Origin of the sequence: Veillonella sp. VA142 (assembly GCF_003992135.1) — a bacterium.
Classification (GTDB): Bacteria; Bacillota; Negativicutes; order Veillonellales; family Veillonellaceae; genus F0422.
This window is the reverse complement of the sequence record NZ_RQVN01000014.1, coordinates 1-12949: the sequence shown is the minus strand read 5'-3', so window position 1 is coordinate 12949 and position 12949 is coordinate 1. Positions and strand designations below refer to the sequence as shown.

Annotated in this window: 9 protein-coding genes; all 9 read right to left on the bottom strand. The window is 32.3% G+C overall.

The window, feature by feature from the left end:
• Positions 1–22: 22 nt before the first annotated feature.
• Positions 23–4066, bottom strand: a complete 4044-nt coding sequence (locus EO117_RS06360; RefSeq protein WP_126939644.1) for an S-layer homology domain-containing protein — start codon at positions 4064–4066, stop codon at positions 23–25.
• A gap of 88 nt (positions 4067–4154) precedes the next feature.
• Positions 4155–4727 (bottom strand): hypothetical protein, encoded by a 573-nt coding sequence (locus EO117_RS06355; protein ID WP_126939643.1) that lies wholly within the window; start codon positions 4725–4727, stop codon positions 4155–4157.
• Entirely contained in the window at positions 4727–6892 is a 2166-nt protein-coding gene (locus EO117_RS06350; protein ID WP_126939642.1) for a zincin-like metallopeptidase domain-containing protein, read from the bottom strand. Before EO117_RS06350 ends, EO117_RS06355 begins: the two co-directional genes overlap by 1 nt.
• Before the next feature lie 2 nt (positions 6893–6894).
• The gene (locus EO117_RS09425) at positions 6895–7029 is read right to left on the bottom strand and encodes a hypothetical protein (protein WP_256359681.1); all 135 of its coding nucleotides are present in this window, start codon (positions 7027–7029) and stop codon (positions 6895–6897) included.
• Positions 7026–7547: a lytic transglycosylase domain-containing protein gene (locus EO117_RS06345; protein ID WP_126939641.1), complete on the bottom strand. Its 522-nt coding sequence runs from the start codon at positions 7545–7547 to the stop codon at positions 7026–7028. The genes EO117_RS09425 and EO117_RS06345 overlap by 4 nt, the downstream gene beginning before the upstream one ends.
• A gap of 49 nt (positions 7548–7596) precedes the next feature.
• Positions 7597–8691: a hypothetical protein gene (locus tag EO117_RS06340; RefSeq protein WP_126939640.1), complete on the bottom strand. Its 1095-nt coding sequence runs from the start codon at positions 8689–8691 to the stop codon at positions 7597–7599.
• Positions 8691–10832: a DNA topoisomerase gene (locus EO117_RS06335; RefSeq protein ID WP_126939639.1), complete on the bottom strand. Its 2142-nt coding sequence runs from the start codon at positions 10830–10832 to the stop codon at positions 8691–8693. The genes EO117_RS06340 and EO117_RS06335 overlap by 1 nt, the downstream gene beginning before the upstream one ends.
• A gap of 246 nt (positions 10833–11078) precedes the next feature.
• Entirely contained in the window at positions 11079–11273 is a 195-nt protein-coding gene (locus EO117_RS06330; RefSeq protein ID WP_126939638.1) for a hypothetical protein, read from the bottom strand.
• An 18-nt stretch (positions 11274–11291) separates the two neighbouring features.
• Positions 11292–12949, bottom strand: a 1658-nt coding sequence (locus EO117_RS06325; RefSeq protein ID WP_206168591.1) for a JAB domain-containing protein, incomplete at its 5' end; no start/stop codon positions are given.

Genomic DNA, 12949 nt, shown 5'->3' with positions numbered 1-12949 from the left:
TACACTGTAGATATAACTATGATTATTTAAGGCCTTTGTAAAGCATTTGAGCGTATTCATAACGTGTCATTTGTTTATCGCCTTTAAATTCGCCGTCTGGATAACCATCTAAGACATCATTACCATGTAATGTTTCTACGGCTTCGCTAGCCCAATGATCTTTAGGCACATCAGGGAAGGAAGCTCGTTTAGGTGAAAGTCTAGTAGATAATTTAGATAATTGATCTTTCAATTGATTCAATTGATCTTGTAAATTGTCATTTTTCTTGCGAAGTTCATTGACTTCTCCTTTGGTAATTTTTTTATAATCAGAGCTAGAACCAATTTTAAAAGATAACCCAGCATTCCATGCACGATCATTAGGACTAATAGTACTTGCTAAGGACAGCATAATGTTTTCATTTGGTCTAATAAATCCACCGAATGCGGTAGCTTTCACTCCATTATATTGGCCATGAGAAACAGCAAAAGATACTTTATTGTCTTCATCATAATCTAATGGATGTAAAGCAGCTAATGCGGATGCTGTAGCTGTACCTACATTAATATCTTTTGTTAGTTTTTGATCCAATCCTTGGGTTTGTGTTTGTAACGTATCCATATTAACTACAGAAGTAGGATCATTAGGATTTGTTACAACCCCAGTAATATCACGGAGAATACTGTTACCATGTTCATCGGTACCACGGAAATCTACATGAGTCGCTGTACCAGCTCTATCAACAGTCACTGTTTTACCATCTGTTTTAATAAGCCCTTTCGGAGAATAATTTTGAATGGCTTCGTAGACAGATTTTCCAGTAACAAGACCATTAGAAGAATCACCTTGGCCAACAGTGCCAGTTCCTAATTTTGCAGTCCACTCTTTTACATTTTCATTTGTTAAATTGGATGCGTTTGTATTCGCCTTAGATGTGAGAGTAGAAGGATCAATTTGAACATTAGCTAATGCAGTATGTAAGGTATCACCTGTAATTAAGCCTTTATCACCAGCTTTAGAAGTGCCAGTACCTAATTTTTCTCCCCATTTCTTAGCATCCTCAGTAGAGATGTTAGAAGCATCTTTATTAGCCTTAGTAGATAACTTAGTATCTACAGCATTGGATAATTCAGTGATTTTATGGGTAATAGCACCTGTGATGGCATCGTTAGATACATTTACCTTATACACAGTGGAATTACCGTCTGTACGGCTTTCTACAGAAGTATTTGCACCATTTTCTAGCTTAACAGCCTCTTTAGACAAATTACGAATAACCGTTTTACCATCATCAGTAATGTTATCTAGTGCAGTATTGGCTTTGGCATTGAATTTAGAATCTAACCCATTATTGATGCTAGAAGTAGCATTGTTGACAGCGTTAGTAATAGCCGTATTAACAGTGCCACCAGTAACAAGACCAGTGTTACCATCTGTAACAGTACCAGTACCTAATTTTTCGCTCCATTTGGAAGCATCCTCGGAAGTGATGTTGGAAGCATCCTTATTGGCTTTGGTTGCTAGTTTGGTATCTACAGAAGTAGCTAATTCTGTTAATTTAGGGGCAATAGCCCCTGTGATGGAATCGTTAGATACATTTACCTTATACACAGTGGAATTGCCGTCTACACGGCTTTCTACGGAAGTATTAGTACCATTTTCTAATTTAACAGCCTCTTTGGATAAGTTACGGATCACCGTTTTACCGTCATCAGAGATGTTATCTAGTGCTGTATTAGCTTTAGCATTGAATTTAGAATCTAACCCATTATTGATGCTAGAAGTAGCATTGTTGACAGCATTAGTAATAGCCGTATTAACAGTGCCACCAGTGACAAGGCCAGTGTTACCATCAGTAACAGTGCCAGTACCTAACGCAGCTTGCCAAGCAGTTTTATTAATTGCTCCATCTTTAGCTTCAGATACTTTCCATAACTGATTACCATTAATCGCTTCTTTAGAATTTTCAGCTACTGAACCATCTGTTACATTCACTAATTTTCTAGTAGAAGTAGCAGATCCGATAGATACTACATTATCTTCTGTGGCTGTGCTATCTTTGCCTAACACAACAGAGTTATTTGCCTTAGTGGTCACATTAGAACCTAATACGAATGTATTGGTACCTACGGTATGAGTGGTGGTAGCATCACCAATGGTATTGTTATTACCGAATGCGTAGGAGTTATCTCCATAAATCGTATTCGGATCACCAAATGTGCCTGAATTATTACCGATTACTATATGGCCAACACCAACAGCAATAGATTTAGTACCTGTTACAGCAGAACCTTTACCGATGGCAATAGAACCTTCACCAGTGACAATAGTACCAGTACCGATAGCAATGGAATTAGAACCAGTGGATAAGGAATTAGTGCCAATGGCCATAGCATTTTCGCCAACGTTAGTTAGATCATGTAGAGTAAGTGCATTTTTTAAAGCCGTCAAACGTTCCTGATTTTGTTGCAATTCTTGAGATTTAGCCGTCAATTGTCGCATTAAGGCTTCATATTGTTCCATATATAATAAGTCGGAGGCATTAGGATTAATACTTTCCCAGTTCGTTTTAGCCTGATCAGCAGATACCTTTAATGCTGCAATTTGTTTTTCTTTTTCTGCAACCGCATTTTTATTGATTTGAAGAGCTGTTTCAAGGTCTGATGTGAGTTTGTTCGTTGTGACTTTGTTTTTTTCTAAAACATCTGTGATATTTTCTTTTTCCCAATTTTTATAGTTCCGAGACAATTCGTTAATAAAAGTATCTAAATCATATGAAGCAGCAATAGCATTATACTCTTTTATTGCTACATTTTTTTTATCTAACCAAACTGTATTATGAGTATCTTCGTATTGTTTTTGATAATATGTTATTTCATAAGCCTTTACCTCATAATCTATTTTTTTATCCATTTCTAAAAATAATTTATTTTTAAGTTCAGTTGTTAATAAAGGATTGTTATTAGCATTAAAATACTCTCTAAAAGATTGCTTATATTTACTAGCCTCTTCTACTGCACTATCCCATTCATCCTTAGTTGATAAATCTGTATTAATATGTTTAAAAATAATATCTTTACTTGGTTTATTCGTTAAACCATTATATGAATCAAAAGCATTTTTATTAAATTGGTTCATTTCTTGAATAGTTGGATGTGACATAAAATTCAATGTTCCATTTGAATTAAACAATCCAGATTTTATGCTTGTAGAAGTGAAAATATATGGACTAATTACTTTCATATTTAGACCAGTATCATTTAATCCAGTATAATTGTTAGAAGGTATATTGTTTTTGTTAAAAAAAGCAAATGTAGAAGATTTAGCTTTCCGAGTTTGATTAGCACGTAAATCCCCAGAAGCCTTATAGTATGATTTAATATATTCCTTATAGAAACTTTCTAGTGGTAAATCTAAGGTGCTGTTTTCTTCCGTCATACGCTTTAAATCAGTAGCCGCTGCGGTCAATCCTGAATCAGAGGTAATATCTACATTGCCAAGACGATTGACTGCACCTAAACGGTTGTTTAAATCATCTAGTTTTGCTTGAGCGTTACGAAGGAACTCAGCAGAGTTAGCTACTTCTGTAGACCATGCATTTTGTTTGTTTAAATAGTCTTGATGTGCTTTTTCTTTAGCTAGTCGAACCTGTTTTACACGTTCGCCAGCTTCAATCGTTTTGGCTTGTTCAGCACGGATTTTTTGGATTTCATTCGCTAAGTTAGTAACAGCATTTTGAGCAGTGGAGATTTCAGCTAATCTCTGTCTATTTTCGTTCAATTTACCAGTAATGGTATCTTTTGTTTCATTGCCACCAGTGGCCACTGCATTATTACCTACAGCTAGTGATCCAGTTCCAGTAGCAATAGAACCATTACCTCTAGCCCTTGCATTCGTTCCTAACTCAAGACCAGAATCTTCTTTAACATTATTGATAGTAATATCCCAATAGTTATTGGTTACACCATTCTCTGTAGTTGTGGTAGTAGGTGTAGTAGCAGTATCTGCTGCATATCCAATATGACCAGCACAAGCTAGTGCTACTAATGTGGAAAGTGCTAATTGTTTTTTCTTTAAATTTTTCATTGTAATCCTTTTTCAAAATAATAGAAATTGCAAAATTAAAATAATTACCTGACTTCATATATGTGCGTAAATACGATTAAAATATCATCTAACGCCCCCTTTCAATAGGGAGATGCTTAGATCTATCTACCTCAATATTTTTAACATCAGCTTTTACTTCTAATCCATTAGGATTAAATGTGTGAGGAAAATTATTTAATTGTGGTGGAGATAATAATTCTGCACCAATTTCCTTCATCGTATTTAATCTTTCCTGGACTGATTCAAAAGAAAAATGTCTATCAATCTCCTCTTCTAAAAAATAAGATGCCATAAAATCGTGATTAGCATCTGTTGGATATAAAAGGTTATCAAAATAACCTTCAGGAACATCAACAATATCATTTAGCTTCATGGTTTTAGCATTTACATATATATCTATTTCTGTTTCTTCCATAGATTTTAAAATTTCATTTGTTTTTTCAGACAAAGGCATTCCCTTGGCTTTTGGAAATAGACATTCTATCATTTCTTCTTTATATTCATGAGACAAAACACCTATTGGCAAATTTTCTAAATCAAAACTTTCATTTGTAAAATCTCTATCTGGATATTCTTCATTAAGATATTCGGTATATTTTTTTAATATATCTTTTGTATCAGCTTTTAATTCTTTTTCCATTATCTACCCCCTGTAATACCACTTCTTTTTCGTGTTGTAGTACCACGTTCTTTTTTTGGAGCAACGATTTTTGCTCCTAATCCCTTTTTTTGGGGTTTATCCATAATGACTGGTTCTTCATATTGTGGATAAGTAGCCCCAGCTGGCAAGCTATCTTTTTTAACTTCTGTAATCTTACCTTTTTTAGGTAATACATTTCTATTTATTTTTACAGAAGTATCCTTTTCTTTTTCTTCTTTAGATGCAACTAATTTTTCCTTCAACTCTTTATATTCATTGTATTCATCTAGCTTATTACAACACTTTTCATAATAATAAGAAGCTCCTTCTAAATGCTTTTGAATTTCTTCAGGAAGAGATTCTCTCTGCCCTAATCCAAGTTCAATAAAAGTATTTATATCTTCTAGTTTTTTAAAAGCATTTTTTTGTGATTGAATACTTGCCTCTGGAAATGCTGGCATATTGACAGGTGCTTCTAATACATCTTCAACTTTTATAGGTTTAAAATTAGATAACTCTTTCATTGGTTTAAATACATCATCTGTTTCAAGTATCTGTTTAGGAAGTTCTGGATGCTTAAAAGATAATTCAAAGATAGTTCCGTTAGATTTGGTACTATCCAACATTAAATTAGCTCCTGCGGCTTTTCTTAATGCTGAGATTTTTTTAGGATCTTCATGAATATAATCATCTTTATTGGCAAATGTTTCTTTTAAATATCCTTCTAATCGAAGCATATCTGGGTCATTTGTTTCTTTCAGTTGAGAAAATAGTATGTTTTTTTCTGGAGATGTATCCCATTCACCCAATGTTGTAGAATGTGTAGAAATTTGTTTATCATCTAAATAAAATTCTAAATTCACCTTATCCACTGCATTAATAAGAGAAGTTTGGATTCGATCGTTATCGAACTCAATACGTTTCATTAAATCTATGGCATCTTTACCAGAATATAGAACATCACGTTCATATTCTTTACCACCAATAGCCTTACCAATTTCTAAACCAAAGGCAGTAGCAGCACCGCCGATTAATAATTTGTTGTTTTCTGTAGTAGGAAATTCTCCCCATTCAATTTTTACCCCAATTCTATCAATTGGATTTTGTGGTAAATCTTTAGTGTTAGATGCCCTTTTTTCATTAGCTTTATTTTCTAAATGTTCTTGAACTAACTCTTTGTTCATCATATGTTCTTCGATGTATTCAACAGCTTTTTCAGCATCTTTAATCGCATATACCAGTTGGTTCGGATCTTCTTTTAGAATTTTGTACCAATGCTTTAAATAAGCTAAAGAGTTCTTCTTTTGCTCTTCTGTTTGCTCCAATCCATAAGTTTGGAATAGAATCGTACTAGCAAAGTCAGCTTTAAGCTCTTCTAATGCGTATTCTTTAGTGCCAAATTCATTCTCTATAGGTCGATTCAACCTGCTTGAATGTCCAGTAGAATGTGCCATTTCGTGAAGTGCAGTAGCATATAATTTTTGTTTATCTTCCCAGTATTCTTTCCGAACAAGATGTATTTCATCTTTTGCAGGCATGTAATAATTTTTATCCATTTGATCATAATGAATAGGTGCTTCAGAATTTTCTAATGCACTATCTAACATTGCATTTTTTACATCTTCTGATAGTTGCTCTAATTCTGGAAATCTAACGAATTGTTGAGCATTAAATACGTTGTAATATTTATGTACCCAATATCCATCCTCACGCTTAACAATCATTTCATCTTCAACACCCTTAGCCTTTTGTCGCTCCATACGTTCTTTAGCTTCTTCTGGTGTAATCCATTGATGAAATTCAATTTTGGTAGCCTTTGAGCCTTTTTCTAAAATATATAAAGGCTCTCCATTAGCTTCATTAGCTGCTTTCATTTGGTTATATGTGATCCAACGATGATCACTAAACCCATTTTTTCTAGCCGAACGCATTAAATGAAATCGGTTAATTCCTTTATAATCTTTACCACTAATGTTATTGGTAAAGTTCATTTTCACATACCCCTTACGCCAAGGAGATGTGTCATTTTTTTTATTGCGTAATTCATATAACATATCATTGATTAGTTCATTACGCATTTCCAATACAATTTTTCTAGCAGATTTTTTCTCGTTTACATCCGCTTTTTTATCAGAATTTTTACTCAGCGTTCTTGTGATTGCCATAGTTATTTACCATCATATTCAGAAACATCTTCCATTTCATCAAGTTCTGCAAGATCAATAGTTTGTTCTGTCTCATCTAATGCCATTTCATAATCTTTAACAGTTTCTTTTACTTCGGATACTTTATTAATGCTCATTTTGATCTCCTTTCTCTTAGTTGTTTTAACTTAGATAATAATATTTTTTTCGTATATATAGTGTTATGGTTAGAAACGTTTTCTACCGTAACTGTTCTATCAATTTTTTCATATAAAGCATGAACTGTATTAATATAGTCATAGGTATAAGTTGGAATACCATTTGCTAAATTCCCAGCACCTGCGTTATAACTAGCAAGTGCGTAATTATAAACATAAATTCCTTTATCGCTCCATAAATCCTTCATTTCTTTTAGATACCGAACTCCACCATCAATATTTGACTCAATATTGTATGGATCGGCTTGTAAATAAGCTGCCGTTTCAGGCATTAATTGTGCAATTCCTAATGCCCCAGCACTAGATACAGCATTATTGTGGAACCCAGATTCTAATTCAAATACAGCGGTTACAAACTTAGGATCTATATGATTTCGATTAGAGCTATCTATAATAGCGTTAGCAATCCTTTCGGCTTCTTGAGGGTTATATATACTAATATATTCTTCAAGACTCATGGCATTTGAATTAGAGAATGTACATATAGATAGGAGTAATAAAATGTATTTAACTTTCTTCTTTAGCAGTATCATCATTTGTTCCAGTACCCTCTAATTTTTTATTTTCTTCTTTTTTAATCCATCGTTCTCGTTGAAATAATACTTTAGCTAACATGTTGTTTAATAGATTTTCTAGTTCTGTTTGTTTACTTTCCTCTAAATTTGTATCATCTATGAGTTTTACTAATTTAGAGATATCTATGTATAAATGTTTATAATTTTCTAGATAATCTACATCTACTTGATGCTGATTAAGATATTTTCTTATTTCTTCATCAAATTTCTCTGCAAATTTATTTTTGCAATACATTTCTGTTATAGTAGAAACTTGTGTTTCTACATATTTAGAAATAATAGATTCTGCTTCTTCTTGTACTTTTTGATTAACCATTTCAGGAAGAATTGAGTTTAATTCTTTCGATAAATAATCATTTACTCTTCCTTCTATTAAATCATCCACCTTTTGCTTAATCGAAAGTTCTACAAAGGCATCATCTAAATTTTTAAGAATCTTTGGATACATTAGGTTTTCAATAATTGTATCTACAGCTTCATTTAAAACTTGTTTAGAGGCTTGTTTTGCTAATTCTGTAAGTTGATTAAGATATTCTCTTTCCACTTGTTTAACATAACGATCTTTTTCGTAATCGCTTTTGCTTCTTCCAGGTGATTTAGCTTCATCTGCTTTAGTATTTTGAGTATCTGGTTTAGTATCCAAACCAGAATTTTCATTAGACATCTTTTCATCAGTAGATAGTTCCACTTCCTTTCCTTGTGTCGTACTAGATGATTCTTCCTTATTAGAAGTATCCTCTTGACTCTCTTCGTTATCTGGCATCTTATCTAACTCTTTTAATTCATTTTTCCCAGTATTTCCTTCTTCACATTGGAAAAGTGTATCTCTTTTAGATAGTGCTTCATCAGGAGTTACTGTCATATCTTTAGGGATAGCTTCTTGTTCTGTATTTAGTTTCGCTATTTCTCTTGATGGATACTGTATTTTTTCGTCACCAGATACAGGGTCTACTTTTGGAATTGGAGTTGTTTCTGTTTTAGTATTACGTTTGAGATTTCCAAAAAAGTTTCGTGTTAAACTTTTCATTATAATTCCATTTCCTTTTCTTTCATAATATGATTACATTCAGGATAATTTGAGCAACCCCAGAAGGTACCAAATTTACCATGCTTCTCCACCATAAATCCTGCATCACATCGTGGACACTTTTTAATTACTGGTCTAGCTTTTCTTGAACCAAAAGATTTCCCTTGTTTATGGAACTCACAATTTTCATTATTACATTTGTAATAATAGACTTTTTGGCCATCATCGCCTTTATAGCTCTTTTCAAATAAATACCCATTACCACAAGCAGGACAAGGATGTTCTGTATTAATAATGGCTTTCGTATCCGTAGAATCCATGACATCTATAATGTATTGAATAGAATCTAGTGCAATATCTTGAGCCTCTTCAAATATAGCGTCACGCCCTCTTTGGGAAAGTGCCTCTAATTTTAATTCCATTTCCGCTGTAAAATCAGCACGTTTCAACTTCTCAGGTAAATGTTTTACTAGTTCCATACTGGAATTACTAGGAATCATTTGATGTTTATTATCTAATACAACATAGCCCTTCTTTAACAAGTCGTCTATAATTTCATGCCTTGTTGCAGGCGTACCTAAGCCATCAACTGTTTTAATAATAGCGTTTAGCTCTTTATTTTCTGATTTTATATTCGTCATAGCACGAATTAATGTGCCTTCTGTAAACAATTTAGGAGCTTTTGTAATACCATCTTTTAAGGCATAGGATACTGAATAGGTATCTCCCTCATTAAAATTAAAAGTACCACTAATTTCTTCTGATGTTTCTTTTTCTTCTTCATTAGGAGTTTCTTTTTTCACTTTTTGCAATGATTTCCAGCCATAATCTATGACATTTTTAATGGAAATTGTTGCTTCTTTATCGCCGATTGCAAATGTGATGATCTCTTTGTTATATGTGAATGGTTTAAAGAAAATAGAAGCGTATTTCTCTACTATGAGCGTATAAATCAATAGTTCTTCTTTTTTCAATTCATCTAGGTTAGGAATTTCTCTTGTAGGAACAATCGCATGATGGGCTGTTACCTTAGTATCGTTATATACATAAGGAATATTCGTAGTATCTGGTACAGGAATATTAATCTTTAATAAACCAGTAGCATTGATAGCAGCTACAATATCAACGGCATCCTTGAATTGAGATTCTGGAAGAAATCGACAATCGGAACGAGGATATGTTAAGAATTTTTTTTCATATAGCTTTTGCACGATTTCTAGTGTTTTACTAGGAGAGATTCCGTGCTTCTGATTGGCTTCTACCTCTAAGAAGTCCAAAGAATATAGTTCTTTTACTTGTTCTTTATGTTCTTTGATCTCAATAGACGTTACTCTTGCTTCACCTAAAGCACTCCAATTACGCATAATTTGATCAGCTTCATCTTCTGTATCAGATTTAGGTACATCTTTAAGTTGAATAGGAATGGATTCTCCTTCATATGTGATATTAGATACTGGATAAAAGAACTTTTTAGGTTTAAAGTTCTGATGTTCTAAATATCTTTCCACAATCATTGTTAGTACTGGTGATTTAACGCGACCTACAGGGAATGTTTCAGTGTAACCACCATTTTGGAAAACCTTCGTAAAATAACGTGATAAATTCATTCCAATTAGCCAATCTATTTGTCTTGCTACATCACCAGCGTAACTCAACCCTTTATAGTCTAAATTAGACTGTAAAGAAGTAATGGCTTTTTCAATGCTAGCATCATCTAAAGCATTTAATAAAATCCGCTTAATTTCTTTTCCGCTAGTATCTACTAATTCCAATAATTCATCCACGATAATTTGTCCTTCTCGATCAGGATCTCCACCATGAACAATAGTTGTGGCATCTTCAATTAATTTTAAAATTAATTGAAATTGAGCTTTACGATTAGAGAATGGAACTTTTTTAAATTCATCTGGCACAATTGGCAAATCTTCTAATGTCCAACGCTTATACTTTGGATCATATTCTTCTGGCTCTGCATTTGTAACCATATGGCCAATACACCAAACAATAGAAGAACCAGCTTTTTTATCAATCCAACATCCACTTTTTTCATCTCGACTAATTTTATAGTTAGCACCATTATTATTAAAAAATGTTGCTAATGCTTTTGCCACACTTGGCTTTTCAACAATATATAACAGCATATATACTCCTTATACCAGTTTCAAAATAATACAAATTGCAAATTTTTATTTTCTAACAATTAGAACCTTATCGTTAATTTCTATTTCTTCTTGAGTAAATTCACTTTCATCAGTAATTAATTCATGTATATTTTTTTCTTTATTCCAATAGATTAAGCATTTCATATATTTTCCTTTAAAATAATATAAATAATATTTACAATAAAAATATTATTTATAATGTTTTTATTATTTGAAATATTTAAATTATTCTCTATCCAAAATAAAGACTTTTCCATCAATATCAATATATGCAATATCAGGAGCTTCTTCTGTGTATTGAATAAATTCCTCTAACTTTTCTTTATCCTTGTAATATTCTCTGATTTCCTTGATCGTAATCTTATCTTTAGCAGATACAACTTTTCCGTCAGATGTCCAAATTAAATGTAAAGAAATCATAAGTATCTCCTTTTATTTTTATCTGCTTCTTGACTTCTCGAATTTGTGATAGTTTTTCATTTTCTTTTTCATATCCTCACTAACGCTTCTATCATTAGAAAATTCATTTACTTGATTTCCAATAATGTAATGATCATATACTTTACCTCTTGTATGATTAGCTAACTCCATAATATTTTTAGTCAGCTTTATATCATCGTGTGATGGTGTTAAACTTCCTGATGGATGATTATGTGCTAATATAACTAAATGATTTCTATTTAAGGTTCTTACAATAGCCCTATAGTCAATTGGAGCTACATTACCAGATCCCACGGCGATTTCATTTATCTCTGAAATATTTCCTTTCTTATCTATTCCAATGACTAAAGAATGCTCATTTCCCATATGTTTATAGCCCTTTAATAGGTAATCTTTAATTTTTTCCTTATCTTTGTGAATATTAAGAGTTTCCGACTTTAATTTATGTAAATAACACTCTTTAACAGCCTCATCAGCTCCCTCTAGTGATTTTTCATTTCTAATATTACTCAACCTATTCACACGCTCTTCTAAACTATCAAAGATTTCTTCTTTTGAGATATTGACTTGATATGTATGTCCATAGTAATCAGATTCAATATTCATAACCTTATTTTCTGCATCATATTTACAAATTAAAGTTTCATAATTTACATGAAAATGATTAATAAGATCTTTCATCTTATTTGCTATTTTTTCATCTTCCGAAATAATGATATTATAATTTCCCCAAGGTCTTGAGCATATCTCCAAAAGCTCTTTTTCTGTTTTAAATGTTGCCACGTCTGTCACATCATGTTCAATATTAAAAAGTATAACAACATTAGTATCCTCTTGCGGATACAATCCATGAGTTTCAATAAATTTAACACATTCGACTGGAGTACTAATTGTATCTATAGGTTTTGCTGCATCATATATATCTAGTACTGCTCTCGTTTTTGAAGACTTTCTAGTACTTAATTTCTTAAACAGTTCATCTTTAGAAGAACATCCAAAATATTCATAAATTGTCTGTTTATTTGAATTATCAATAGATGCTATATGCGTTTCTTTAGGATCTTTAAGGTCAAATTCTTTAAATGTATCATATTGACTGGCAAGGCTTAAATCATCACTAGTAATTCCATGTGTCTTTTTAACTGCTTCTAATATTAACCGCTTTCTATCTGCATATGAATATATATATTCTCCTACAATATAATTATCTATAATTTTTCCCCTTGTGTATTCATTCAAGAATGTCAAGTTTTTTAAAACTTCATTATCTTCACGTGATGGCGATGGATCACCGCTTGGATGATTATGACCTAAAATAACAAAATCATTCTTATTTAAAGTACGTATGACATTTCTAGTATCACATGTTGATACACTAGCAGACCCCACAGAGATTTCATTAACCTCTGAAATATTTCCCTTTTTATCTATTCCAATAGCAAAAAAGTACTCATTTCCCATATGGCTATAAGCCTTTTTTAAATACTCTTTAACTTTTTCTTCATCTCTATACACATTAAGATGTTCACATCGTAATTTTTCTAAAAAGAAATCTTTAACTGCTTCATCAGCTCCTATTAAATTTCTAATATTTTTATGCTGATAACTTAATGTATTTACAATCTCACGAATTTCGTTTTCCGTTTTAAACCTTG

What these genes read in the sequence shown, in the direction of transcription:
- EO117_RS06340 (WP_126939640.1), bottom strand. Translation starts at nt 8,691, where the DNA reads ATGAAAAGTTTAACACGAAACTTTTTTGGAAATCTCAAACGTAATACT.
- EO117_RS06350 (WP_126939642.1), bottom strand. Translation starts at nt 6,892, where the DNA reads ATGGCAATCACAAGAACGCTGAGTAAAAATTCTGATAAAAAAGCGGAT.
- EO117_RS06360 (WP_126939644.1), bottom strand. Translation starts at nt 4,066, where the DNA reads ATGAAAAATTTAAAGAAAAAACAATTAGCACTTTCCACATTAGTAGCA.
- EO117_RS06330 (WP_126939638.1), bottom strand. Translation starts at nt 11,273, where the DNA reads ATGATTTCTTTACATTTAATTTGGACATCTGACGGAAAAGTTGTATCT.
- EO117_RS06335 (WP_126939639.1), bottom strand. Translation starts at nt 10,832, where the DNA reads ATGCTGTTATATATTGTTGAAAAGCCAAGTGTGGCAAAAGCATTAGCA.
- EO117_RS06345 (WP_126939641.1), bottom strand. Translation starts at nt 7,547, where the DNA reads ATGAGTCTTGAAGAATATATTAGTATATATAACCCTCAAGAAGCCGAA.
- EO117_RS06355 (WP_126939643.1), bottom strand. Translation starts at nt 4,727, where the DNA reads ATGGAAAAAGAATTAAAAGCTGATACAAAAGATATATTAAAAAAATAT.
- EO117_RS09425 (WP_256359681.1), bottom strand. Translation starts at nt 7,029, where the DNA reads ATGAGCATTAATAAAGTATCCGAAGTAAAAGAAACTGTTAAAGATTAT.